The sequence below is a fragment of the Alkalicoccus urumqiensis genome (genome assembly GCF_002993335.1).
In the GTDB taxonomy this organism is placed as follows: Bacteria; Bacillota; Bacilli; order Bacillales; family Salisediminibacteriaceae; genus Alkalicoccus; species Alkalicoccus urumqiensis.
This window is the reverse complement of the sequence record NZ_PVNS01000003.1, coordinates 55,291-80,174: the sequence shown is the minus strand read 5'-3', so window position 1 is coordinate 80,174 and position 24,884 is coordinate 55,291. Positions and strand designations below refer to the sequence as shown.

The following is a 24,884-nucleotide window of genomic DNA, read 5'->3' as shown; positions in this document are numbered from 1 at the left end:
ATTGCCTAAACGGAATTCCCGTTTTCTCTTCGTCTCTTTTCTGCTGTCCCCCTGCACGTATATAAACTGACATATTTTTCATATTACATTTTCGTTCTACGATAGCACAAACCGATCTGTATGACGACCGCTGCCGGTAGAAACGTCGTTTTAAGGCGAAAGTTTTCCAAGTCAATAACACAAAGTCCATAAAATGACGATAATTGATTTCTTTCGTATTAGTGATATAGTTACTTTATTATTGTTGTGTACAATCTTTTTGTATCTTTTTTATCACGTTTTGGGAGGAATTGGCTTGAGCGTTTCGCAGGCACTTTTAAACGCAATGGAAACGAAGCTGGTGGTGATTAACCGGGAGGGGCTGATTCTGTACAGCAATGGGAGCTGGGATCAGTATATTCATCAGGTACTTCCGCAGGTCGCAGAGGATCCGTCTGACCGGAACTATTTCCGCTTGATGAACGTACTGGGAACGAACATTTCTTCCTACCAGATTCTCTCCATTTTCCACGGGGTGAATGACTTGTACGAGCAGGATTACCGCTGTCCTGGTTCTGCGGAGGAGACGTGGTACCGGCTGAAGGCGGTGCCGCTTGGGGATGACGCGCAGTCGCCGCTACTTCTGATTTCACATACGGACATTTCGCAGATGATTTTCTATGAGCGGAATGCGCTTGAGGTGATCGAGTCGATGAATGACAGCTTTGTCGTGCTGCATAAGGATAATACGGTGAAGTTTATGAACCACCGGGCGGAGCTTCTGCTTCGGAAACCGCGGGAGGAGATGCTGAATGTGGATGTGCAGGAAAGCCTCGGCATTCAGCTGAACCACTTTTTAACTTCCAAGCTTACCGCGGCACGGGAGACCCTTCTCCGGCAGACGTTTGACTACTATGCCGAGGAGCGGAAATCGTGGTTTGAAATTACGCTGCTTCCGCACCAGAACGGGGACGTCGCGTGCTTTTTTCAAAACATCAACGACAAGATGATGACGCTGAAAACGCTGGAGGAAGGCCGGTATTTTGATAATCTTACGTCGCTGCCGAACCGTGAGCGGCTGACCGGAGATCTGGAGCTTTTCACAGCGGAGCGGACGCCGTTTACGATCGTGACGCTCAGCATGAAGGATTTTCAGGAAACGAACAATCTGTACGGCCATGAGGCGGCCGATCAGCTGCTGAAGGCGATCGCCTTTCGTCTGCAGAAAGCGTTTATCGACTACCGGATTTACCGCTACACCGGGGATGAGTTTCTGCTTATTCTGGACGATGCGTATTCCGGGATCGACATGCAGAAATCCCTGCAGCAGCTGGAGGAGTGCCTCACGGAGCCTTTCCCGATCAATGATGCCGCAGCGCTTCCCGTCGACTTCCGGAAAAGCGTCGTCACCTTTCCGAAAGACGGCGACTCGCCGTTCCGCATTCTGCAGGCGGTGGATGCTGCAAGGCTCAGCCTGAAAAATGGGAGCGCTTCTTCTTCCGAGATCCTTTTTTATACGCCGGAGCTCGGGGAGACCCATCTGCGCAGCTTTCTCATGAAGCGGGATCTTCTGCCGGATGTCGACAACGGAGCTGTCTCCCTCGTGTATCAGCCGCAGGTGGACGGGCAGACCGGCAGCATGACCGGTGTGGAGGTTCTCGCGCGCTGGGAGCATGAAGAAGCCGGGCCGATCTCCCCCGCCGAGTTCATCCCCGCAGCCGAGAAAGCGGGGCTCATCAGCGAATTCACGCTGAAAATCATCCGCCGCGGGCTGACGCTGCTTCAGCAGCTGCGGGCGCAGCATGCCTTTTCGGGCACGATGGCATTCAACCTCTCTTCCTCGTCGCTGAAAGAGGAGGCCTTTATCGATACGCTCGCTTCTCTGCCGGCAGCGTTTGACCTGCCGCCGTCCAGTATTGAGCTGGAAATTACCGAAACCGTGGAGCTGACGTCGGATGCCGGCATTCCCTCCCACTTAAAGCGGCTTTCGGACGCCGGTTTCCGCATTGCGATCGACGATTTCGGCACCGGCTATTCCAAAATCAACTACCTCGATCAGTTTCCGATCCACAAGATTAAAATCGACCGCTATTTTGTCGAAAAAATTCCTGCTTCCAGGAAAAAAGCGCCGGTGCTCGATGCCGTACTGGAGCTCGTCCGAAGTGTGAATCTGGATCTCTTGATTGAAGGCGTGGAAGAATCCTATCAGGTGGAGTACCTGCTCGCCAGAGACTGCCGCTCGTTTCAGGGCTTTTATTTTCACCAGCCGCTGCGGGAGGACGAGCTGCTGTCGATGATGGAGGAAGAACGTCTGAAATGATGCCATAGAAGAATTATGTACGGAAAGCACTTCTTTTCCTCTGACCAGGAGTTTTCGATGAAACCATAAAAGGGCTTCTTCCCCTCTCCTGCGTTGACAGAATGGAAGAATCAAGCCCTTTTCCGTACCTTTCTATTTCATTTCCGTCTCCGTACGCACAATCAGCACATCACAGGCGGCATGCCGGGTAACATGCACCGATACACTGCCCATTAAAAGCCTTTCCACGGCATTTAACCCGGCCGCTCCAATAACAATTAAATCGACGTCGTGTTCCTGGGCAACATCTTTTGTAATTTTTACTTTTGGAGAACCGTAATCGACAATGACAGAAACGTCCCGGAGCCCTTCCTTTTCAGCCAGTTCCTGGTACTCATTCATCATCCTTATCGCATGCCGATGCCGGTCGTCTTCGGAAGAAAGAGGCTGATTACTGGGTCCCACAGCAGCAGTGGTATGGGGTTCAATGATGTGAACCAAAAGCAGCTTTGCCCCGTGATCTTTTGATAAGACGACGGCTTTCCTAAACGCTCGCCTGGCTTCGTTCGATCCATCCACCGCCACCAGGATGGTACTGTAACGAAAGGTCATACTCATCTCCTCCTCGTAAGTGCAGATGGCGTTCCAACCAGCTTATCGAGACGTCTTATTTCCTCCATTATCTCATGTTTTATCTGTGGAAACTGTGTGAACTACCCACCACTTAGGTTCTTCCTAACCTTGAAGTGGGGGCTTCTTGGGAATTAGATGCTTCTACTAGCCATCTATGTTGACCAAGCTACCCCTCTTGTTCCAAGAGTTGATAGTGATAATTAGTTATTTGCTAATAAGCGAATGCCTTCGTTTTTGATATTGAGTGCTGAATTATGGTCTCTGTCTCCAATATAACCGCACGAACAAGTGTATGTTCTAACACTCATTGGCATAGGTTTTGTACTCCTGCAAGACGAACACATCTTAGTAGAAGGGAACCATTTATCTATTTTGATAAGTTGCTTCCCTTGTTCTTTTAGCTTATACACTAAAAAAGACGTAAACATTCCCCAACCATTATCAGCTACGCTTTTGCCAAATTTAAAGGCTTGCGACATTCCTTTCATATCCAAGTCTTCAACGATAACTGCATCATAAGCAGTAGCCAAATCTTTCGATTTGTGGTGAAGGAAGTTTTTCCGCTGGTTGGCAACTTTCTCTTGGATTTTGGCAACTCGAATACGTTGTTTGTGCCAATTCGAAGAACCTTTCTTCTTTCGAGAAAGTTTCCGTTGTTCCTGGGCTAATTTTTCGAGCGTTTGACGGTAGAATTTCGGGTAATTGGCTTTCTTACCCTCACTGTCGACAAACAATCCATTCATCGCAAAATCTAACCCAACAACGTGTTCGACTTTTTTGTATTCAACTTCCTTCTCGTACTCTGTCAAAATCGAAATATAATATTTTCCGGAGGCAGTGATGGATAGGGTGCAGGACTTGATGACGTATTCCGAAGGAATATCTCGGTGTTGTTTGATTTTAATTTTTCCCAGCTTCGGCAATTTGATATGACCATCCAATAACTGAACGTTTCCATTGACGACATTTGTTGTGTAGCTTTGCTTATGTCGTTTTCTTTTGAATTTTGGAAACTTAGCATCCCCTTTGAAAAAGGATTTGTATGCTTTGTCCAAGTTTAGCTGTGCGTTTGCCAGTGCTAAAGCGTCGACTTCTTTTAACCAATCAAATTCTTTTTTGTATTTAGCAGGCGTGGGGTGTTTGACACGTTTTAACGCTTCTTTATCATTTTTTAGCTTTTCGTATGTTTCGATTCGTTCTGCCAACATTTTATTGTAGACAAAACGAACACAACCGAACGTTTTTTGCATCAGTATAGCCTGTTCTTCAGTTGGGTATAGTCGAAATTTGTAAGCCTTGTTGTGCTTCGTCATATCAAATCACCTCACTTTATACCTTGATTTTCGATATACTTTTTCACTACTTCAATAGGCGCCCCCCCTGTTGTAAGCAGACAAAAACTCCTCGACCAAAACATCTCTTTCCATAATTTCTCTCGAACAAGAGGAAATTCTTTTTTGATAAGCCTTGAACTCGCACTTTTGTATGCGTTAATAAACTTCGATAACTCCGAATTAGGATGAGCTTTGAATAGGATATGGGCATGGTCTATATCGTGATTCCACTCGACTAACGTGATGTTGTAACGTTCGCCTAAAGACATAAATTTATCCTTGATGTACTCTGAAACATCATCGTCAATGACATCTCTTCTATACTTCACGACCAACACGAGATGATAATACATTGAGAACACTGAATGGTTATTACTATCTAAATCCATTGATGCATCAGCCCTTATATAATATACGACTGATTTTATCATATATAGGTGAAAAGTAAAACGCTTTGGGCTGTCGCCCAACCGAAATTCATCTCCCCCTTACCGTTGGGCTGCGCCCTTCACACGCTTGAAGAGGGAGACTTCTTTCGGAAGTTCGTTAAAATTGCGGAAGCAGTGAGGGTCAGATGAACGTACAGCGCACGTCTTGAAATCGTGCCGGGAAACGATGCAGATCTTTTTGTTTACCCCGTCGTTTTCATCCTTCCTGCTTTGTCAGCCAGGTTCAACCTGCGTTTTCCATACAAAAAGAGCGGCGGGAGAACCCCAGACCGCTCTTTTTTATTTTGTCTGCGCTTCCAGTCAGCCGCTTCATTTTCCGGATCCTCAGGAATAACCATTGCCACCACAAGCTGCCAGCAGTACAGCCATGGCGGCAAACATCAAGAAAGAGAACTTGAGCTGCTTCACAGGGATCCCTCCTTTCTTCCAAAACAAAGAAACAAGGAGATTGTATGTGAACGGGCCAGAGCCCGGGACGCAGAAGCTTTCGGTTCAGTCACTGTGTTATCCGCCTGAAAAACTTTCCTTTACTTCTTCTTTTCCTTTTACCGTTAAACTGAAACGGCTTCTAATAATGAGAAAAACACTTCTTGCTTTCATAACAATTCGTCATTTTCTTCCTGTCCTCCAGCTTTATTGTTTGTACAGTGGTTTGGAGAGCATGAATAAAGGGAAAATAAAAGAAAGAATATTCAGAAAGGAAGAGTGCTTATGTCTGTTCATATGAACGTGTATCTCAAGAATGAGAATGCAGCAGAATCGCTTAAAACCAGGTTGCTGCGGTACCACGTCACAGATGTATTCATTGAAGAAATTCCTGAGGAGATGGACAGTAAAACGCCGTTTATTGCTACAGGTAGTATCGGCGGGAGCCCAGGTAATGTTCAAGCATTCACATCGTTAAGAAACATCCGGAAAAGGCGGGGAAGAAACAAAAAAGACTATCCACATTACCTTCTCTCATTCCGAGCCTCGGAGGAAAACAAGCAGCGGATATTAGAAGAACTTAAGAAAGCTGACGGCTATATAGAGAAAAGCTTAACGCAGTGAAACTGTTTTTGTGGTGTTGCTGCAAAATCTCCATAAGGTCAAGATAAATGCTTTCCAGAAGGTAGCCCAAGTGCTATCTTCTTTATTTTCCGCATTCAATTATCCTTTTCCCTCTAACAATGCCCTTTCTTCCTGTATTAATGTAGAAGCAGCGTACAAAATGGTAAAATGGAGGAAACACTTACGAAGCAGGAGGCGGTTTTGATGGTGCCACGGAAAATTGCGTCGATTCTCCTTGCCCTCCCTCTTTTTGCTGCGCTGTATGCGGTGTTTTCCGCTGATTTTAACTACGGGCTGCTGACAGCCGTTGTGCTCGGTCCGATGTTTATGTTCGTGCAGGTCTTTCTTTATGGCCTGCCCGCCATGCTCTTGATCGAGTGGGTCAGCTCGTTTTCGCCGGCATACAAGACGATATGTATACTGCTCCTCCACGTCGTAGGCGCGTTCGTTTTCAGCCTCTTTCTCGCCCCTCCGTTCTCTCTATGCTCCTGACCTTATCCCTTACGCTGTTCGCCGTCGACTGGCTTCTGCGGCTTCGGGAGAATCGAGAAAAAACCAAGCCAGCCGCCGCTTAAAGCGGAAACGGCCCTTTTGGAACCGGATCCTATCCAAAGGGGTCGTTTTTGATTGATCTCTTCTGCTGTATACAGCGGCGCTTTCGTTACGTATGATGAGAGGAAGAACGCCACCGCCGGGCGGCTTTCCTTCTGTATGCGTGCATATATGCATGCACTATCAGGAGCTGTGATAGGCGGAAAAGAAAGGGGAAAAAGCGATGCAGGAGACGTACAAACATTACCAGCTGCTCATCACGTTGGAGGAGATCGAGCCGGCCATCTGGCGGCGGCTGCATGTGCCGGCCAACATCTCGTTTCACCGGCTGCACAAAATCATTCAAGCCGCATTTGACTGGCAGGATTACCACCTGTACAGCTTTGAATTTTCCGATTTTTTGATTATCGAGCCGGGCGGAGATTTTTCGTTTCATGAAGTGGAGAAAGCGCCGAAAAAAGTGAAAGTCGAGCAGGTGATGGAACAATACGAGGAGTGTGTCTATGAATACGACTTCGGCGACGGGTGGCTGCACCGCATCACGCTCGAGGAAACGTTCGAGCTTCCGGTGAAAGAGGTCGTCTGCACCGGTGGCGAACGAAGCCGGCCGCCGGAAGATGTCGGCGGCCCTGGAGGCTATGCGTACTTCCTCTCCGTCATCCGCTCCCCGGAGGACGAGGACTATGAGAACATGCTCGCCTGGGCGGAAAAAGATACGAACGGCAGAAAGTTTGACCCGGAGTATTTCTACCGGGAGAAAGTGAACCGGAAGCTGAAGCGGGTGTAGGTTGACGCGGAAATGCGAAGCATGCGGAGAGCTTATGGGAAAGATACCTTTCCTTATAGGCTCTTTTTTTTGTTCTGCCCAGGCTCTTCGGGACTGCTTGAATGAACGCTCTCCCATACATCATGTGCAATGGAACTGCTGACCTTCGTCGAAAGCGTCACGAGGAAACTTCTGTCACGATTGGTTCGTGTTCAGAGATGATGTCGACATGATGTTCTTCGCAGGCTAATGAATAATGCGTTATTTGCTTTCCCTCCAGGTCAAACTTTTTTTGAACATAATCCAGATAGTTTGATTTTGAATAGATTCGAAATGTTTCGCCTTCAAACGTTTCTCCATTGTCCCAAACCGTATAATCATCGTAGGTGACCGAATACGTAATATAATTCGGGAAATCGATTTGGAAGGTTGTCACCTTACTATCCGGATCAGGAAAGAGGAGTAAATCAGCTATTTCCTTACTTCTATTCACAATGATTCTTAACGATGTATCCTTCGTTCTTGGTTCCGATATCGCTTCAAAATTAAAGAAATAGCCTGACTCGTTCACTTCGCCTGTAAATTTCACATTTGTCCCTCCATCTTTTTACGGATGACTTTCCTTGATAGCTGAAACAATCCGTGCAGAGGCCTCCGCGTTTCATAAAGCTTCCCGCGACCGGCTTGCTACACGGTAATCTCATAGAAACGATAAGTTTCTTTAATATGACCGATTCGCTGTAAAGCAGCGTTCTTCCTTTTTTATTATGAAAGTCGTTTTGAAAAATACATCCCTGCCGCCGCAGGTCTGCTCTACCCTTCTGTCTCCTGTGAACCGGCAGGCTCGAGGACCATCTCGTCCGTATACTCCTCCTGATCCTCCTGCCACGTGACTTGCACGTGGATCGGATTCCCTTTTTCCTCCTCATATACAAAATCATAATTGCTCAGCAGCATTTCAAGGCTGCCGTCCTCCGGCATGTAACTTAAGCTGGTGCTCGTGCTCCCTCCACCGAGTCTATCGATCCACAGCTGTACTTCCACTGACTCGATATCTGCGCTGTCGCCTGCATGCTGGACCTGCAGAAGCGCCTCTTCGGAGATATTTTCTGCGGCCGGGTGCTGCTCTACGAACAGCTCCGTCTCCCAGGAGTCGGTTTCTGCTGCAAACACGTATTCCTGCAGCGTTTCGCCGGAGCATCCGATCAGGATCAGGGGCAGTGCGGCCAAAAGCAATCGTTGTTTTCTCATGTGCGTCTCCCTTCCTGAATCGTTCGTGTCGTAAATGTACGGGCGGGAAAGGAAAAACGATTCATCAGATGCACGAAGAAAACCGGCTCCGCCCAATCATCATTCACTTCTCAGCAGTTCCATTGCGGTCTTTGCCCAGCACGTGGCGATGTTTCTGCCTATCGTTGCGATCTCTGTTTTCAGTGTGGCGGTCTTCTGCTCCCGCGTGGCGGTCCACCCTTGGTATGGCGGTCTTTATCCAGCCCATGGCGGTCTGACATGCCGGCGTGGCGATCTTGAACACCGCCGTTGCGATCCTTGATCTCCGCTGCATTTCTCCGAAACGGACGCTTCTGCGCCCACAAAAACGCGCAGAGGAGATCATCACCAAGCTCCGGCAGACCTTTGAGCAGCGGACAGAGACGTACGAGCATAGCGGAGAAAGCGATCGATGGAACAATCGGTGAACTGCCGCATCCCTTGGCACACCTGCCTGGAGAAGGCTTCGGATTTTATGTTTTCTTATACTACGAAGAAAGCCGGCTCCCCTGTCTTCGGGAAGCCGGCCGGTTCTATTACGCTTTGCCGCGGTAGTTGACGTTGTGGGTGGAGAGAGTATCGTCTTTGCCGAACAGGAAGTGCTTTTCCATGTCCGGGGAGTACTTCGAGTTGACGGCTTCTTCGCCGGCCGCTTCGGCGACTTCGCGGAGCATTGCCGGCGATCCGCCGCAGCAGAGGCCGATGTAGTTGATTCCGGCATCTTTGGCTTCCTTCGCCCAGGCGGCGAGCTCGTACCGGTTATGGTACAGCGGATCGAGCGACGTCGGGAACGTTGTCTCGGTCGGCAGATGGCAGCTGCATCCGGCATCCGGCAGGTTGAAAAACGTCGGATGCTCTTCGGTCGTCCGGTACGGCACCGGCAGGCCGGCGACGTAACCGTCCACCTCGGCGCGGATTTTTTCCAGGTACGGCTGCATCGTATCCGGGCCGCGGAAACAGTTCATGCCGACGACGAGTGCCCCTTTTTCCGAAAGCAGACGGCAGGACTCTTCGACCGTGTACCCGTCCCGGAGGATGTTTTCGCCCATGAGTCCGAGTGTAATAACGGCAGGCAGCCCCTGGCGCTGAATCTCCTCGAGAGCGATGACGGCCTCTTCGTGGTAGTAGAAGGTCTCGCCGTTGACGTAATCGACGCCTTCCTCTTTGCACCAGCCGATCATCTCCGCAAACATGGCGCGGACCTTTTCACCTGTCGCGGGATCTTCGGGGTCGAAGATGTTCGTGTTGGAAATGTTTCCGGCGACGAGTGCTTCTTCTGTCGGGTGCTCTTTGGCGACTTCTTTGGCCAGACGGATCGCCTGCCGGTTCAGCGGCTCCAGCACGTCCTCCTTGCCGATGATGCGCATTTTTTCGCGGTGGGCGTTGTACGTGAACGCGAGCACAACGTCGGAGCCTGCGTTCATGAAATCGCGGTACGTCTGCTTTAATGCCTCCGGATTTTCAAGCGCCACCTCCGGCACAAACGAGCCCGCCTGCAGATAGCCGCGGCGCTCCAGTTCAAACAGGTACCCTTCTCCGGCAATGACCGTTCCTTCTTCCAACCGTTGTTCCAGACTGCGTTTTGCCATGATATCTCCTCTTTCTCCTTATCAATTCTGCGCCCAGGGCACAGGGGAAGGCCCGAACAAATTTCGAGTAGCCTGCAGAATACACCGCTGAAGGAGCAAAGTCAAGAAAGTTGACAGAATTGTTTTACTTGATAATGATATCTTTTGTTTCTGTTTGAATCGATCGTGATTTTCATTTAAAGTCGTGCATCCAGATCGCTTATTCGGCTGGAACGAACCGTTTTTAAAAATTTACGTACGCTGCTTTTTGAACCGATCTCCCGGCAGATCACCGCGTAACAGACATCGACCAGAGTATCGTGCTGAAGGGGCATTTCTTCCTCGTTAGGCACATGAATTGTAAGATGCTCGTCGACCACTACTTCGCCAATATCATAATCATTACTGCAGATAATGCCAACATTTAGTAATAGCGCAGCAGCAATACAGTGCATTTCCCCTAAATCATTTGTATGTTTGATTCTTCGTCCCTCTGCTTCTTTCTTCCGGTCCAGTCTCCGGAAGGCCTCCCTGATATCTTTGACATAGCTGTCATACACAGCGTAATCAGCGTCAGAAAGTACAGCTTCATCCTCTGGATCAAACAGTTTCCACTTTCCCTGAGAAATATAAGTCTTTACACGTTTACGTACGCTGGAAAGCTGAAGTTCTTCCAAAACTTGCTGGTGGATATATACTGCTTCATATAGGTTCGACAACCATTCCAAAACATTCTCTTGACTGTAAGCCGCTGCTTCGATTAACACATTTGCATCAATGAATGCCGCATTGTCAGTCTTCATTCTGCCGATCCTTATAAGCTGCTTCCTGCTGATATTGTTCAGCGAGCGCTGGTGCATAAGGTGATAGTTTATTGGCAGCGCTGAGCTTGTTCAATTCCTGCTCCTTTACCATCTGGTTGACTGCTTTTTCATAAGCGGTAAAGTGCTGTCCCCGGAGCGGCATATCCAGAGGGGTGCGGTTCAGCCCCACAGCTTCCCGACATTTTCCCCATTGTTCTTCTGTCCATTTGAGGTGGACCGGCTTCTCATTTAATTCTTGAAGCCTTCGGGCTACTGCCTTGTACGGCACCCCGGCCATGTCTGCAATATGAATGACTGCCATTTCCGGTGTATAGGCTTTGCGGAACTGTCTCCACAAATACTTCGTTAAGGCTTTCGGCATCATCACAGCGGCGGCGAATCGATCTGCTGCTCGTTCGTGGTCGAAGTTGGGATCATCTCCGGCATAAAGGGATCCTTTTGTTAAATGCCACAGCTCATGAGCAGCAGTGAAGTAACGCATGCGCAGTGGATGGTACGTATTTATAACGATAAACCGCTCGTTTTCTGATGACGTAAGAGCGGCACCGAAATACCCCGGGTCTTCCACCCAATGATAAATCACATTCGCCTCATCTGTTACAAGCTGTTCAATAAAAGCACCAATAAATATGTCATGCCCAAGCGTTTCTTCAAGGTAATCCTGAGCAAAGGCTTCTGCAATCTGTTCTGCTTTTTCCTTTGGATTCATGAGCCTTTCTGTTCCTTTATATTCAGATAATCCTCCACGGCAAAAATAACATTATCCAGTTCTCGTCTGGAACGTCGGTTTGTTAACTCGCCGCGCAGCTGTACATGCAGTTTCCCCTTTTCTTCCCGGGCCAGTAGTTCGGATACTGAAAGATTCATGAGTGCCGCTGTCTGTTCGATGTGATGAGGCTGAAACGTCCTTCTTCCTGCCAAAAGATGACCAACCAGAGCTTTGCTTACATGCAGTTGTTCCGCCAGCCACTCATATGATTTATTTTCTTTTTCAAGCCATTGCTTAAGACGAGTACGAACCAATTCCTGCGTATTCATCGGAACACCTCCTGTTGTATACATAATTATATCAAAAATTGTATTCATGTATACACTGGTGTCTCCAGGTTCTCTTTCATTATCCCTTTCTTTTCTTCCTGTGATAGGATAAACAAAAGAAGGTGGAAACGTATGCGGTTATTTTTAGTCATGTTTTTCCTGGCGGCGCTCGCGGCGCTGTCAGCGGTCGACTGGAAGACGGTGGAGATTCCGGGCAGTACTGAAGAACAGCGGAATCCGCTCGTCTCCGCGGAGGCGGTCGTGTCGGAAAACGACCTTCACCCGCGCGTGGAGGAAGCCAAACAGGAGCTGCTTCGGCGGGCGGAGGCGGAGAACATCCGCCTCGTGATTACAGAAGGCTACCGCTCCCCGGAACGCCAGGATGAGCTGTATGCAAGAGGCCGGTCGGCCGGCGGGGATATCGTCACCCATGCCGCCGCCTGGGAGTCGTACCACAACTACGGCCTCGCCATTGACTATGCGCTCGAAACCGACGACGGGCTCGTCTGGGACACGGAAACCGACTTCAACGGAAGCGGCGAGCCGGACTGGCTCGAAGTGGCCACCATCGCCAAGGATATCGGCTTTGAGTGGGGCGGCGACTGGCACGGCTTCCGCGACTACCCGCACCTGCAGATGACGTTCGGCCTCTCGATCGACGAGCTGCAGCAGGCCCGGGAAACCGGCACCGCTGAATAAAGCGCCGCCCCTTTACGAAAAAGGAGCGGCGCTTTGTCTATTCCATGTATCGATTCATGCAGAAACCGCAGAGGCTCCCTCTGCACTTCCCCTGCATGATAAACGACGTTATTCCGTAAGTATCCGCTCCGCTTTTTCTTCGTCCGACAGGAACACATTGTACTGCACCGGCGGCAGCGCGATGGTTTCCTCCGCTCCTTCTTCCCGACTGTAGTGAACCACCGGATGGAGCGTATAGAAATCATAGGCTTCGTCCTCAACATCAAACGTGATGCTTATGTCCTCCCGGCTTCCTTCCGCCATTTCCAAGGCCGGCTCGAACTGGTAGCTCAGTACATTCTGATTGTCGCTGATTTGACGGAGGTGGATCGTTTCCGCAGCCTCATTTTCTAAAGCAGCCTCAAAGTGTACATCCTCGTAGGTCACTCTATAGTCATCCAGCGTCCCGAACACTTCCGTATAGTGAGAATCGGATCGCCTAAAGGACATCTCTCCAAACGTATGCGTCTCTGTCGTGCCATCTGTAAATGTCACTGTCATATCTTCTGTCGTTTCCAGCCCGGTATTGTCATAGCGGACATTCAATATAATGTTGAGGAGGATGTGACCGGAATGCTCTCCTCCGGTGCTGACACGGACATTTTCGACCTCCATTTCCTCATTTGCAAAGGTGATCGATTCGATCGTGTCTTCCCTCCATGCAACCGACGCATCCACCGGCTGCATCGCAAACATATTGATCGATTGTTCGCCGGTGGTATCACGCAGACTATAGTAATTAGCTCCTATTACTGCCTCACTGCCGGAAGAGGGGGCTTGAGAATCATCGCTTATCGTTCCCATAATGACCAGCACCACACCAGCTAAAGCGGCTCCCGCAATGAGAATCGCGACAACTCTCTTCATATATTTAAAACTCCCTGTTCTCATAAATTAATAATAAGATACTCTTAAGAACATATCATTTGTTCCTTCATTCAACATTAACTGCTTTTGTACAGTCTATAGTTCCTCCATCTATTAAGTCCACAGCCTCTTCGAAAATAACGATTAGTATACTAATATCTGCTCAAAAAGCGCCGCCCCTTTACGAAAAAGGAGCGGCGCTTTGTCTATTTCATATACCGGTGTTCCCGCAGCTGGTGCAGGCTTTCGATATCCTGCTTCAGCTTTTCCCCGTTGTTCGTCTCCCGCACCTTTTTCCGCACGAGCTCCTCGTTGACGAGACGCTTCACCGAGAGAACGTCGGTTTCCTTCGTCAGCACGTCTTCCTTCGAGTTGAAATGCTGGTGGGCGACGAGCTGCATGCCGTACGAATTGTACAGAAGCGTGTAGCCCGCAATCCCCGTCGTCGACTGGTATGCCTTCGAAAAACCGCCGTCGATCACGATCATCTTCCCCTCGGCCTTAATCGGATTCTCCCCGTCGATTTCCTTCACCGGGGTGTGCCCGTTGATGATGCGCCCCTGATCCGGGTCCAGATCGAACTCCTCCAGCATGCGCCGGCACATCGTTTCATCCTCCCGCAGCGAATAATACGGATTCTTCCGCTCCTTGTGCGTCGCCTTATCCTGGATGAAATACCGCTCAAACGTCGTCATCTCCCGCTTGCCGAACAGCGACGAATTCTCCCCCGTCCACAAATACCAGATCATGTCGGTCGCGAAATCATCCGTCTCCTCCGGGCGGGCAAACGAGTCGCGCACATACCGCTCGAACACGTCGAGCAGTTCGCGCCCGGCGTACGCCGTGCCCTCGATATCCATTTCTTTCATGCTGCCGTCCTCTTCCAGCGGAATGCAGCCGTGAATCAGCAGGTTGCCGTTATACTTCAAGTAAAGACTGCCCTTTTTCATCAGGAAGTTCATGTGGCGCGTCAGTTTCTCGGAGTGCTGGATGGAGAACAGCAGCTTGTCGATCACCTGCTGCTCCTCGTCCAGAAGTGCAGTCGGATCGGCCGGATCCACGGTGGCAAAGCAGCCGTTTTCGATCGGGTACGTTTTCCCGTGGATCGTTACTTCGCTGCTGCCGTAGTCAACGCGCTCCAACAGCAGCCGGTCCTCCATATGCAGGCACGGGCGCCGCTTGATGATCGGACTTTCAAGCTTGAACTGAATGATAGCGATCGCCTGGTGGATTTTCGTAATCTGCAGCTGCTCCTGCTCGGTCAGCTGGTCGTCCTCGGTACGCTTCGGGCGGAACGGCGGGTTGTCACCGTAATATTTTTCGGCGAGGTTCAACAGCGGCCGCAGGTTAATGCCGTAGGCGTCTTCAATGATGTCCAGGTTGTTGTAGCGTGCGCAGATGCGGATGATGTTGGCCAGGCACACTTTGGAGCCTGCGTAGGCGCCGATCCAGAGCACGTCGTGGTTGCCCCACTGGATGTCGAGCGAATGGTAGTTGATGAGCGTATCCATGATTTTGTGCGGGTCGGGCCCCCGGTCGTAAATGTCGCCGACGACGTGCAGATGGTCGACGACGAGCCGCTGTATGGTATAGGCGAGGCCGATGATCAGGTTGTCCGCCTGTCCGAAAGCAATCGTCCGCTCGAGCATCTTTTCGTAGTACTCTTTTTTGTCGTCGAACTCATCCTTTTTGTACAGCAGCTCTTCGACGATGTAGACGAACTGCTGCGGCAGCGCTTTGCGGAGCTTGGAGCGCGTGTACTTGGAGGACGAATGCGAAATCAGCCGCAGCATGCGCGCGATCGTTTTTTCGTACCATTCCCCGAGCGCTTCCTTACTCGTGAACGTACTTTTGACGAGCTTCATTTTCTCCTCCGGGTAGTAGATGAGCGTCGCAAACTCGTTCATCTCCGCTTCGCTCAGCTCCCCCTTGAACACATCGGCGATTTTCATTTTCACGTTGCCCGAGCCGTTCCGCAGCACGTGCTGAAACGCCTGGTATTCGCCGTGCAGGTCACTGACAAAATGCTCCGTGCCCTTCGGCAGATCCAGAATCGATTCCAGGTGAATAATCTCCGTCGCCACTTCCTCTTCACTGCCGTACTTTTTCGCCAATAGATCCAGATACTTTACATCCATCCCGAATACCCCCTCTGTCCTCCTGCAGGACAGCCCCCGCAGCAGGCCTTTTTCTTCGTGACAGTTTTGTACCGATGTATCTCCAGTTTATAGCAGATCCCGGTATGGAACCAGTAGAAAAAGGAAAAATTTTCAGAATTGGATGGCATGCCGGGCGGTGAACTGCTGCCCGGCGGTGCGGCTGCGCGGAGCCGTGCTTATCCGCCATGGAGTCCCACTACGAAGAGATCGATTCCCACAACGGCCGCTTCGAGTCCCATAACTCAGCCCAGCGCTCCCACTACAGAGGGGGCCGTTCCCACAGCGGCCGGAAAGTCTCACTTTCCCAGCCGAAATTCCCACACCGACGCCCGGTATTCCCACTCCGCACCGAAAAAGTCCAACTTCCCCATCCACCGGCAGCACACCCCGCTGCCCTCCGCCGATACCGGTCACCGGTCTGAAGCAGATGGCGGGCTCCGCCCGCAGTATTCTTATCCGCCATGGAGTCCCACTACGAAGAGATCGATTCCCATAACGGCCGCTTCGAGTCCCATAACTCAGCCCAGCGCTCCCACTACAGAGGGGGCCGTTCCCACAGCGGCCGGAAAGTCTCACTTTCCCAGCCGAAATTCCCACACCGACGTCCGGTATTCCCACTCCGCACCGAAAAAGTCCAACTTCCCCATCCACCGGCAGCACACCCCGCTGCCCTCCGCCGGAAACGGTCACCGGTCTGAAGCAGATGGCGGGCTCCGCCCGCAGGTTTCCCGCTCTGAACAGGCCTCGATGCATCCGGATGTCATTTCTTGAAAGAAGCCCAGCACGCGCTAATGCTATCTCAGCGATACTTTGGTAACCATCAGCCGGCTGATCAGGACACAAGATACAGCGGCAAAAAAGCTGCTGCCTTTCTGAAAGGACGGAGAGCGCCTGACAATGGAGGAGTTTGAAAGAATATTGGAAGAAAGCGGGGAAGAGCGGATAACAATATTAACCGACTTGGATATCGAGGCCTTCTTTTTTCGAAACGTGAGCGAAGAACCTCTGAAAGAAGATGAATCCGGCAGTGTGAAAATGGATGTTTGTACGATTATAGTAAAGGACGAAGAAGAGGCGTAGGTATGTCTGTCCAGAGGCAGCAAAGCTGCCCGTCTGCTGAAACAAGCAGCCTTCCCCTCTCCCCTCCTGCATACAGAAAGCCGTTTTCGTTTTCTCCCTCCGGCCTGTCGTGATAAACTGTCTGGGGATAACAAAGGATTTCAGGAGGGATACGATGAGTCAATTTACTGCAGAGAAAAAGGTAACGCGCGAGGAGTTTATGGAGCTTGCCCAGAGCGGCATGCGGGAGCTGTTTGACGCGGGGCCGTACAAAGTGGTCGACGGAACGAAAGGAAGCGAGCTGCATCATTTCGTGTACAATACGCAGACGCACGACTGCTACCTGATCGATCTGCGTACGAGCTACGAGCTGCTGGCCATGTTTTATGCGGGCGGCGACAAAGAAGGCGTGGAAAACGCGCTGAACAATATCGCCACCTCGGCGGAATAACGAAAGCGGCCTTCCCGGAAGACGGGGAGGCCGCTTTTTTTACAGTAATTGTGAGAGCAGTGAAATGCCGACTGCAATGATGACGACGGCGGCAATAATCCGCAGCAGGCAGCCGACACTCCGCAGAATGAGCGGAAAGAAGGCGATAATTAAAATGACGAGAAGCACCAGCGTAATCGGATCCATGAAGAACCTCCTTGTGATTCGTCCTGTCTGTTTCTACGTGCATCTCCTCCCCCACGTTACACCCCACCCGCCCTGTACTGCAAACATGGAAACATTTTGCAGAATGTGTCACAACGTGATATACTCACAGCGTGACATACTTAGGAGGCACTATATGAGCTACGCAACCGAACACCTGCGCAGAAAATACATCCCGATGTCGGAAACGGCGTTTTACATTCTGCTGAGTCTGGCGGATGAGCCACGCCACGGCTACGGCATTATCAAATACGTGGAGCGGCTGACCGCGGGCCGCCTCACGCTCGGCTCGGGGACCGTCTACGGCACGGTGACGAAGATGACCAGAGACCAGCTTCTCGTCGTCTATGCAGGCGGCGGGCGCAGGAAAACGTACGAAATCACCCCGGCCGGCGCCGAGATTCTGCGCCTTGAAACCGAACGGTTAAAGGAGCTGTACACGAACGCCGCCGCCCATCAGGAGGGATCCCCGTGACCGAAACGACATTCCGCCCATTCTGGAGCTTCCACATCCAAAAAACCGAAGCCTGGCTCGCCTCGAAGGCCGAAGAAGGCTGGCGGCTCACCGGATTTCAGCCGAAAACGAGCCGCTTCACCTTCACCCGCGCCCAGCCGGAGCACGCCACGTTCGCCGTCAGCTTCGACCGCAGCCGGAACCATCCGCTCCCGCACGCCCTCGAAGAAGACGGCTGGCACGTCGCCTCAAGACGCCGGAAATGGGCCGTCTACGCGAACGAAAAACCGTCCCGGGACGTAAAAACGACGATCGTACGGGACGGTCTCGAATCGAGAAACAGCCGCATTGCTGCAGTCTGGTGGATCTACTTTCTATTTATCGTGCTTTCCCTCAGCATGCAGGCGGCCATTTTTCTCCCGCTGTATCTGTCCGATGCGCCGGTGACAGTCACCCGCGTGGAAAGCCCGCTCTGGATCGTAACGTACACCGCCCTTTTCCTGCAGATTCTTGTTACGGTTCTCGGTGTGTATCAGCTCCTTGCACTGAAGCGCGAATCGGCCCGCCTTTTCCAGCAGAAACTGCCGGCGGAGGACACGGACGGAGCCGGGGTGAAAAAGCACCGGATGAAGCCCGGCTGGATGTATGCGCCGGATAAGCTCGAAGCGTGGCTCGAGCGCCAGGAAAATGACGGCTGGCATCTGGAGAGCGTCCGCCCCGGCGGCATCCGCTTCCGCTTTACCGACCGCAGACCCGCCGAGCGTTACGCCTACGAAGTGCTGTTTGAAGGGCGCGCCGATGCCGGCGCCCATCAGTTTCACGAAGAGGCCGGCTGGGAAAAAGTGTACGCCTCCGGCATGGTGTGGCAGAAATGGTCGATCTGGCGGAAAGCCTGCCGCGCCGGAGAACCGAAGCCCGTCATGCATGACACGGCAGAAGACCGGAGCCGTGCGGCGATGCGCGTGACGAGAACGTACACGATTCTGTTTCTCCCGATCGTGATGCTGTTTGCGCTGAACTATTTTTCGTTTATCCTCCCGAACGCGCTCGAGGAGGGCAGCGCCTCGTTATCCGGTCTCGAATGGTTCAACGTCACCGTCTATCCGTTTGTGATGATTTTCTTTTTCAGCTCCGTCGTCCGCGTCTGGCTGTACTACTTCCGCGAGCGTAAGCCGAAAGATTCATCTTTCACCTGATCGCCTGCTGTATGTTTAATGCCATCCATAAAAAGGTAAAGTCTTCATACATTGGATGATGAAACATAGAGAACAGGAGAGAATGAACATGAAAACGTTAATGACAAGCGCCGCGTTACTCTTAACCGGCATTCTTATACTCAGCTTCACGAAACAAACCGCCGCCGCTGCGGGGGAAGCAGGCTCCATGCAGGCCGCCTGGACCTACTACCCGGGTACACTTGCTGTCTCGCTCGTACTGACGGTCCTCGGCCTGTCCCTGTTTTTCTGGAAGCTTATATCACAGAAGGAATCCTTGCAGCAGTAAGGGTTCTTTTTTTGTGCGCTGCCCCCCTTAAATGAAAAGTGAAAATTAGTGAATGGGTTCCCGCTCCCTGCCTGCGTTCCGGCGGAAGCCGGAGCAGAGAAGCGCAGCTGCGGGGGAGTCTAACTTCGGAGCCGATTTCTCTCACAACGGACGCTTCCGCTCTCACAACTGCCCCTTCCAGTCCAACAACCCGGCGGCCCATTCCAACTCCATTGCCATCGTCTAACTTCTCCCACCTATATTCCAACTTCTCCGCCTACTATTCCCGCAGTGCCCCGGAAAAGTCCAACTTCTCCATGCCGAAAGCGAAAAGCAGGTGCTGCAGCTCTCAGCATGCTTATGTAAAAAAGTCTTCAGATTTTATCCATTCCAATAAAAACAGCTCCCGGACGGTCTGCCGGAAACTGCTTTTTTTCTCTCGATTACAACAAGAATTCAACTTCCTCCAGCTCTTCCCGGAGCGCCCTTTTCCTCGGATATTCCTTCCGGAGCAGCTCAATGAGTTCCTTCACGAAGCCCGCTCCGGTAATCCACGCGTACTTCATGAGCAGTTCCGCGAGCCCTTCGTAATCGCGGCGGGTCGACGCCTTCGCTGCCTCCTGCATGACATGGGTTTCGATCATCCGGTAGACAAACGCATCGTCCTCCGGCAGAAACGCCTCATACATCGACAAAATGAGCTCCGGCTCTGCTTCACATACCGCCTTCAGCAGGCCGGTCAGTCCCTCCTGCATGCAGATATGAATGAACAAATGCGACTTCATGGGAATTTCTGCCATCAGCCTCTCCAGTTCCTTATCCCACGCATTTTCCGGCACGACTGTTTTCCAGACGTTGTACAGCCCCTCGGCCGCCGGATCGGATAACGGCCCCAGCAGGCATTCCTTCACAAACGCCCGCGCCGCGTCTTCTGCTCCGGAATCCCGGAGCAGATCCGCTTTCGCCATGAGCAGCAGCTCCCGCTCCATTCCGTCCGGTTTCCACGCGAGCTCCTCATCCAACAGCGCCAGCGCTTCCTTCATCTCGCCGCGCTCCCACTTCGACCACACCAGACCCATTAAAAAGCCCGGCACCTTCGAACGATGCTTCTCCCGGAACGCCTCGGCCACCGCCGGATCCTCATGCAGCTCCAGCAGCTTCCCCTCCAGTATAAGAAGCTGCCGTTCCTTAAATTCTTCCTTTTCCGGTAAAACGAGGAATCTACCGGTCTCCAGCGCCTCCCGAAACAGGTTGTGGAAACGCGGATTCACTTTCGTCAGCGGCAGACTGGCACTCATCAAATCAAACCAGAGCGGATCCCTGAGGTTTTTGATGCGTTCCATCATCATTCCTGCGATCTCCTCCTGCTCCTTCGGGGCCAGATAGGCGTCTTCCCCCCAGAACATGTCACTTAATGCTTCCGCCGCTTCTGCCTGCAGTTCGTCAAAAGATGTGCCCTCCAGTTCGTCCAGCAGCACAAGGTACAGCCGGAACGCACGGACCGGCTCCCCGTCCTGCTCCAGATTCCAGGCCCGGTCCAGTACCGACTGGATACGGTCTGTCTCTGCTGCTTCCAAGGTATCCCGGAACGGATTCTGCGCTTCCTTCAGCGCCGCACGGATCCGCCGCACCGCTGCTTCCACCTCGTCCTCTTTCGATGAATGCGAAAACGAAAACGCCTCATCCAGCCCCGGATGCTGTTCCATCCACTGGAGCACCCACTCCTCCAGCTCTGTCCGTTTCAGCTTTTTCAACTGTGCCTTCCGCTCGTTATACCACTTCTTTGTACTCATCACCGTGCCTCCTGTCTGTCTATCCACTGATTTCGATTCGATTCCGTGCCGGGAAAGTCCTGTTCGATTATGTAGTTATCGTTTCAGAATGAACACAAACTATTTTATTCATCCTGAATGCTATTTTTCATCCTTTAATTTCCTTTATTCTATTGAATTATAAGACTAATATTGTAAAATTGGGTTATTCGTCTATTTTATTAGGTTTATATACTCATTATTTCCATTCAGGAGGGATGTCTTTTGTTACAAAAAAGATTAATAATTGTTGGTGGTGTTGTCTTACTGGCAGGGTGCTCCGACCCATATACTGCTCACAAAAACACCATTACTTCTTTATTCGATGAAGGAAACATCGGCGAAGCTGCTGAAGCAGCTGATACTGCTTTAGCAGATGAAGAATTGGAAGACGAACAGCGGGAAACCCTGCGTAATGAAATAGAAACCGCAGCCGCCGATTTACTTGAGGAGATCAACACGTCTCTTGAAGAAGACGTTTCTAATTATGAAGACTACATAGTTTCTTTAAATGGCTTAGATGCTCTTCCTGTATCAGACCTCGACCAGGAAATCCGCAGCACTTCTGAAACGCTGGAGCAGATTGAAGAATCTGTGACGAAATTCGAGTATGGCATGGAATTTAAAAGCACAGATGAATTCGACCGTGCAATCAGACACTTGAAAGAAGTCGATCCTGTCGCAAAGCAGTATCACGAGGACGCTGCTGTAGAATTAGAGAATCTGTATGCCGGTGCCCTTGATCAGGAAATAGCAAAAGCGGAATCAGAATATGAGAATGGATTAACCAAGAAAGCAATGCAGACATTAGAGGACGCAGAATCCGAGTATACAAGTAATGAGGTTTCTTCCGACCTTATTGAAACTTATTCAAAAGAAGCGGTATTGGAGGATATTGAAGCTATCCGTAAATTAGAATCGGAGGGGCAGCTGGATGAGGCCCTCACACTGCTTCAGGAAACGAAAGATTATGCTAAAGGAAATACAATGGTGCTGGATAATCTGGAAACAGAATTGAATAATACCATTACTGCTTCAAAAAAAGCGGAATTGGAAGAACTTCTCGAATATACGGATTACCGCTATGACGAATTTGACGATGTCACTATTTATGTACCTTCCGGATATAGTACAGAGTACATCGAAATTCCCCGCCACGGTGTTGCGTTTTATCCGAGATTGAAAGTTGGCGACTTAGGCTTTGAAAATGACCCTTCTATCTTTGGGGAATTTTATATGGTTCTTGGCTTTCATAGGGACAGCTGGATCTTTTTCGAACAGATACAATTCATTGTAGACGGAGAGACAGAAACATGGTTTATAGAGAGACTCGATAAGCAGACAGATGTAGACCGCGGTATTTATGAATGGTATATGGCAGCAAGCCATAATACAGTTTACAACATGGATCAGTATATCGAGTTTCTAGGAACGATTGCAGAGTCCACTACAGCCAAAGTCCGCTTCTCCGGTCAGGGTACTGTAGAACATACGATTACCGAACAAGAGAAGAAGAATCTGGAACGGATGCTCGAGCTTTACGAATCGTACGAACAGCTTGTACAAGGTCCCGAATAAAGATATTTCGGATAGGGATTTTCTCCCTACGACCTTACCCGCTTTCCTCCATCAGCTCTGAAAGGGTTTCTTTTCCGTCTTCGGTGATGCTGTAAAGCGTATGGGTGTCTGCGCTGTCCATGAGCGAGGCGCTGTCTTCCGAATACCAGAGGAAGTAGGGATCGGTATCCTCTTCTCCGATGAGCGCGATCTCATAATCCGGGGCGGCGATATCCACCATCCCGTCCACCTGGTCGGCGCTGTTGATGATGCCGGCCCAGGCGGCGATGTCTTCGTTTGTGTCATATACCTGCTGCAGCTCTAGGTTTTCTGACTGAAAATTGTCGGTCGCATACAGCCGGATTTCGTCGATGTCGTCCGGATTCACAGCATTGTTCAGATTCCCGGACCCGCAGCCAGCTGCAAAAAGCAGCCCGGCGCCGAGGCAGAATCGGTATGTTTTCATCTCAACTGCTCCTTCCGATGGAAATGTCATTTTCCATTGTACAGGAAATCGGGTCAGGGCGTACAATGGAGGTAAGACGAAGTACAGGAGGGTTATCGATGACGGTTCTGGTTGCGTACGCGACGATGAGCGGGCATACGGAGGAGCTGGCGGAGATGATTCAGGAGCGGTTGGAGCAGGCAGATGTGACGGTCGTGGTGAAAGAGGCGATGGATGTGGAGGTGTCAGAGCTTCGGGAGTATGAGTTGATTGTGGTCGGTTCGTTCACGTGGGGCGACGGGGATGTGCCGGAGGAGATGGATGATTTGTACGGGGATCTGGAGGATACGGATTTGTCGGGGCTTTCGTTTGCGGTGTTCGGCTCGGGGGATTCCGGCTACGCGCATTTTGCGGGCGCGGTGGATCACCTGACGGACGCCATCCGGCAGCAGAACGGGACGCTGGTTGCGGACAGTGTGAAGGTGGATATCGACAATGATGTGGACGAGACGGAAGAGCTGATCGATGCGTTTACGGAGCAGATCCGTGCAGCGCGGGAAGATGGGCGCTGGTAGGCACTTTTCGAGGAGGGGTACCATCGGGAAATTCGTGTATGCTTTGTGTATTGCAGCTGGTATGATTCTTGCGCTGTATGTGATCGGCGATGCGCACTGGGAGATGGAACAGGCGATCCAGGAAAACGACCAGACGCCATATCCTTTTCTGAAAATGGGGCTCGCCGGTTTTCTGTTCGGGGTGCTCGTGGAATGGAGGAAGCTGCGCTCGGTTTTCCAGGGGGAGATCGGCGTCGGCTGGATGATGGCCCCTGCCATTGCGCTGTTTCTGTTCTGCATGGTACCGTCCTACTACTGGCTCTACCTGTTCGGCTACAGCACCGGCTTTTTCCACAATCTCCTTTACAATACGGAGACAAACATCGCGCTGGTGATCCTATCCGGTATCCTGTTTACCCGCTCGCTGCGGCAGAACGTGTAGCAGCAGCAAAAAAACGGAACCTTCCTGTCCGGCGGAGGTTCCGTCTTTTCGTGTCTGGAGGCAGATGGCGGGCGGGGGTTCGGCCCGCGGTTGCTGTTTCGGTGCTTCGAAAAACGTCCGCTTCTCTTCTGGAAACGTCCATAACTGAACGCTGTACGTTCATATCTCCGGGGTGGACGTCCGTAACGGAGCGGCCGGCGTCCACTTCGCTAAAAAGGGATCACTCCGCCGCTCAAAAACGCACCGATCTCCTGGAAAACGTCCACTTCTCCCCCAAAAACGTCCACTGCCCCAAACCAGACAACCCTCCAAATACCGGCCGCCGAAACTCCCGGCGGCCCCGCTGATCCAAACAGCTCTCGGCTCCAAAGCAGATGGCGGGCGGGGGTTCGGTGCTTCGAAAGGGAGCTCTCTTCATTGGAATGTAACGAACTTCCTTCTATTCTTCATCTTCCGTATCCTTATCACGTGCTATCTTTTTTTCGATTCTCTGCTCTAATGCGCGAATTTGTTTACCTACAAATATTTGACTGATGACGAGGATGACGATCGTATAGACGATCAAAAAGACAATCAGATCCAAAAAGAAACCTCCTCCATTTGACACTCCCACCCCTAAAGGGGCAAGCTCTACACCTTACAGTGTGAAGAGTGGGATTCTTGAATGATTAAGCGTTCGCAGTCCATTTCTGTTGTAAGTCCCTCTGCCTCTGTTTCATCTTCAGCGAAAACGTTATCCTCCGCTCCCGGGATGAAAAGGGAGTGCTGACGAAAATCTCAATTTAACAGCTATTTTAACATATATTTCTATTTATTGATTCTAGTACTTTCTATGTTCATTTGTGTGCTTTGTACCGGCTGGTGCAGCCTGTGCAGGTAAAAGAATCTTTTCACACGCGC

General features: G+C 51.0%; 28 protein-coding genes. 13 read left to right on the top strand and 15 right to left on the bottom strand.

What is annotated here, in order from left to right:
* Window positions 1-295: 295 nt before the first annotated feature.
* Window positions 296-2,299 (top strand): GGDEF domain-containing phosphodiesterase, encoded by a 2,004-nt coding sequence (locus C6I21_RS03740; RefSeq protein ID WP_181186074.1) that lies wholly within the window; start codon window positions 296-298, stop codon window positions 2,297-2,299.
* Between the two features lie 132 nt (window positions 2,300-2,431).
* On the opposite strand, the gene C6I21_RS03735 is transcribed toward C6I21_RS03740, so the two are convergent.
* The 3 genes from C6I21_RS03735 to tnpA all read right to left on the bottom strand — a co-directional run bounded on the left by C6I21_RS03735 (window position 2,432) and on the right by tnpA (window position 4,634).
* A complete protein-coding gene (locus C6I21_RS03735; protein WP_105958101.1) occupies window positions 2,432-2,890 on the bottom strand; it encodes a universal stress protein in 459 nt (152 codons plus the stop codon).
* A 221-nt stretch (window positions 2,891-3,111) separates the two neighbouring features.
* On the bottom strand, window positions 3,112-4,224 hold the full coding sequence (locus tag C6I21_RS03730) for an RNA-guided endonuclease TnpB family protein (RefSeq protein WP_105958100.1): 1,113 nt from the start codon (window positions 4,222-4,224) through the stop codon (window positions 3,112-3,114).
* A gap of 11 nt (window positions 4,225-4,235) precedes the next feature.
* Entirely contained in the window at window positions 4,236-4,634 is a 399-nt protein-coding gene (gene tnpA, locus C6I21_RS03725) for an IS200/IS605 family transposase (protein WP_105958099.1), read from the bottom strand.
* 783 nt (window positions 4,635-5,417) lie between these two features.
* On the opposite strand from tnpA, the gene C6I21_RS03720 reads away from it, so the two are divergent.
* From C6I21_RS03720 to C6I21_RS03710, 3 genes are all read left to right on the top strand, one after another.
* The gene (locus C6I21_RS03720) at window positions 5,418-5,744 is read left to right on the top strand and encodes a hypothetical protein (protein ID WP_181186073.1); all 327 of its coding nucleotides are present in this window, start codon (window positions 5,418-5,420) and stop codon (window positions 5,742-5,744) included.
* A gap of 204 nt (window positions 5,745-5,948) precedes the next feature.
* Complete coding sequence (locus C6I21_RS03715; RefSeq protein WP_105958097.1) at window positions 5,949-6,236, top strand: hypothetical protein; 288 nt, start codon at window positions 5,949-5,951, stop codon at window positions 6,234-6,236.
* Window positions 6,237-6,519: 283 nt separating this feature from the next.
* Window positions 6,520-7,083 carry a plasmid pRiA4b ORF-3 family protein gene (locus C6I21_RS03710; RefSeq protein WP_105958096.1) on the top strand — a complete coding sequence of 188 codons (564 nt, stop codon included), beginning with the start codon at window positions 6,520-6,522 and terminating at the stop codon, window positions 7,081-7,083.
* A 157-nt stretch (window positions 7,084-7,240) separates the two neighbouring features.
* Here the strand turns inward: C6I21_RS03710 and C6I21_RS03705 are convergent, their stop codons facing one another.
* The 6 genes from C6I21_RS03705 to C6I21_RS03670 form a co-directional block, all read right to left on the bottom strand.
* Complete coding sequence (locus C6I21_RS03705; protein ID WP_245411529.1) at window positions 7,241-7,651, bottom strand: hypothetical protein; 411 nt, start codon at window positions 7,649-7,651, stop codon at window positions 7,241-7,243.
* A gap of 224 nt (window positions 7,652-7,875) precedes the next feature.
* The gene (locus tag C6I21_RS03700) at window positions 7,876-8,313 is read right to left on the bottom strand and encodes a hypothetical protein (protein WP_142393206.1); all 438 of its coding nucleotides are present in this window, start codon (window positions 8,311-8,313) and stop codon (window positions 7,876-7,878) included.
* A 554-nt stretch (window positions 8,314-8,867) separates the two neighbouring features.
* Entirely contained in the window at window positions 8,868-9,920 is a 1,053-nt protein-coding gene (locus C6I21_RS03685; RefSeq protein ID WP_105958092.1) for a homocysteine S-methyltransferase family protein, read from the bottom strand.
* A gap of 176 nt (window positions 9,921-10,096) precedes the next feature.
* On the bottom strand, window positions 10,097-10,702 hold the full coding sequence (locus C6I21_RS03680; RefSeq protein WP_105958091.1) for a type II toxin-antitoxin system VapC family toxin: 606 nt from the start codon (window positions 10,700-10,702) through the stop codon (window positions 10,097-10,099).
* A complete protein-coding gene (locus C6I21_RS03675) occupies window positions 10,692-11,432 on the bottom strand; it encodes an ImmA/IrrE family metallo-endopeptidase (RefSeq protein WP_105958090.1) in 741 nt (246 codons plus the stop codon). The genes C6I21_RS03680 and C6I21_RS03675 overlap by 11 nt, the downstream gene beginning before the upstream one ends.
* Window positions 11,429-11,761 carry a helix-turn-helix domain-containing protein gene (locus tag C6I21_RS03670; protein ID WP_105958089.1) on the bottom strand — a complete coding sequence of 111 codons (333 nt, stop codon included), beginning with the start codon at window positions 11,759-11,761 and terminating at the stop codon, window positions 11,429-11,431. Before C6I21_RS03670 ends, C6I21_RS03675 begins: the two co-directional genes overlap by 4 nt.
* Window positions 11,762-11,893: 132 nt before the next feature.
* On the opposite strand from C6I21_RS03670, the gene C6I21_RS03665 reads away from it, so the two are divergent.
* Complete coding sequence (locus C6I21_RS03665) at window positions 11,894-12,460, top strand: M15 family metallopeptidase (protein ID WP_245411528.1); 567 nt, start codon at window positions 11,894-11,896, stop codon at window positions 12,458-12,460.
* Window positions 12,461-12,568: 108 nt separating this feature from the next.
* Here the strand turns inward: C6I21_RS03665 and C6I21_RS03660 are convergent, their stop codons facing one another.
* Together C6I21_RS03660 and C6I21_RS03655 are read right to left on the bottom strand one after the other, a co-directional pair.
* Window positions 12,569-13,366: a hypothetical protein gene (locus C6I21_RS03660; protein ID WP_105958088.1), complete on the bottom strand. Its 798-nt coding sequence runs from the start codon at window positions 13,364-13,366 to the stop codon at window positions 12,569-12,571.
* 206 nt (window positions 13,367-13,572) lie between these two features.
* Window positions 13,573-15,504 (bottom strand): fructose-1,6-bisphosphatase, encoded by a 1,932-nt coding sequence (locus C6I21_RS03655; RefSeq protein ID WP_105958087.1) that lies wholly within the window; start codon window positions 15,502-15,504, stop codon window positions 13,573-13,575.
* Window positions 15,505-16,422: 918 nt separating this feature from the next.
* On the opposite strand from C6I21_RS03655, the gene C6I21_RS03650 reads away from it, so the two are divergent.
* Entirely contained in the window at window positions 16,423-16,605 is a 183-nt protein-coding gene (locus C6I21_RS03650) for a hypothetical protein (protein ID WP_105958086.1), read from the top strand.
* Between the two features lie 154 nt (window positions 16,606-16,759).
* Window positions 16,760-17,035, top strand: coding sequence for a hypothetical protein (locus tag C6I21_RS03645; protein ID WP_105958085.1), 276 nt, complete (start codon window positions 16,760-16,762; stop codon window positions 17,033-17,035).
* A gap of 39 nt (window positions 17,036-17,074) precedes the next feature.
* Here C6I21_RS03645 and C6I21_RS16335 read toward each other — a convergent pair whose 3' ends face one another.
* On the bottom strand, window positions 17,075-17,221 hold the full coding sequence (locus C6I21_RS16335; protein WP_181186072.1) for a hypothetical protein: 147 nt from the start codon (window positions 17,219-17,221) through the stop codon (window positions 17,075-17,077).
* 154 nt (window positions 17,222-17,375) lie between these two features.
* On the opposite strand from C6I21_RS16335, the gene C6I21_RS03640 reads away from it, so the two are divergent.
* The 3 genes from C6I21_RS03640 to C6I21_RS03630 all read left to right on the top strand — a co-directional run bounded on the left by C6I21_RS03640 (window position 17,376) and on the right by C6I21_RS03630 (window position 19,196).
* Complete coding sequence (locus tag C6I21_RS03640) at window positions 17,376-17,714, top strand: PadR family transcriptional regulator (RefSeq protein WP_105958084.1); 339 nt, start codon at window positions 17,376-17,378, stop codon at window positions 17,712-17,714.
* Window positions 17,711-18,889, top strand: coding sequence for a DUF2812 domain-containing protein (locus C6I21_RS03635; RefSeq protein ID WP_105958083.1), 1,179 nt, complete (start codon window positions 17,711-17,713; stop codon window positions 18,887-18,889). The genes C6I21_RS03640 and C6I21_RS03635 overlap by 4 nt, the downstream gene beginning before the upstream one ends.
* 88 nt (window positions 18,890-18,977) lie before the next feature.
* Window positions 18,978-19,196, top strand: coding sequence for a hypothetical protein (locus tag C6I21_RS03630; protein WP_105958082.1), 219 nt, complete (start codon window positions 18,978-18,980; stop codon window positions 19,194-19,196).
* Between the two features lie 422 nt (window positions 19,197-19,618).
* Here the strand turns inward: C6I21_RS03630 and C6I21_RS03625 are convergent, their stop codons facing one another.
* Window positions 19,619-20,968: a hypothetical protein gene (locus C6I21_RS03625; protein WP_105958081.1), complete on the bottom strand. Its 1,350-nt coding sequence runs from the start codon at window positions 20,966-20,968 to the stop codon at window positions 19,619-19,621.
* 243 nt (window positions 20,969-21,211) lie between these two features.
* Here C6I21_RS03625 and C6I21_RS03620 point away from each other — a divergent pair, with 243 nt between their 5' ends.
* Window positions 21,212-22,564, top strand: coding sequence for a hypothetical protein (locus C6I21_RS03620; protein WP_105958080.1), 1,353 nt, complete (start codon window positions 21,212-21,214; stop codon window positions 22,562-22,564).
* A gap of 34 nt (window positions 22,565-22,598) precedes the next feature.
* On the opposite strand, the gene C6I21_RS03615 is transcribed toward C6I21_RS03620, so the two are convergent.
* Window positions 22,599-23,009: a YhfM domain-containing protein gene (locus C6I21_RS03615; protein ID WP_105958079.1), complete on the bottom strand. Its 411-nt coding sequence runs from the start codon at window positions 23,007-23,009 to the stop codon at window positions 22,599-22,601.
* A 98-nt stretch (window positions 23,010-23,107) separates the two neighbouring features.
* Between C6I21_RS03615 and C6I21_RS03610 the strand changes: the two genes are divergently transcribed.
* Together C6I21_RS03610 and C6I21_RS03605 are read left to right on the top strand one after the other, a co-directional pair.
* Entirely contained in the window at window positions 23,108-23,563 is a 456-nt protein-coding gene (locus tag C6I21_RS03610) for a flavodoxin domain-containing protein (protein WP_181186071.1), read from the top strand.
* Window positions 23,564-23,606: 43 nt separating this feature from the next.
* Window positions 23,607-23,984: a hypothetical protein gene (locus tag C6I21_RS03605; protein WP_142393204.1), complete on the top strand. Its 378-nt coding sequence runs from the start codon at window positions 23,607-23,609 to the stop codon at window positions 23,982-23,984.
* Window positions 23,985-24,423: 439 nt separating this feature from the next.
* Here C6I21_RS03605 and C6I21_RS16330 read toward each other — a convergent pair whose 3' ends face one another.
* Window positions 24,424-24,567, bottom strand: coding sequence for a hypothetical protein (locus tag C6I21_RS16330; protein WP_181186070.1), 144 nt, complete (start codon window positions 24,565-24,567; stop codon window positions 24,424-24,426).
* Between the last annotated feature and the right edge of the window lie 317 nt (window positions 24,568-24,884).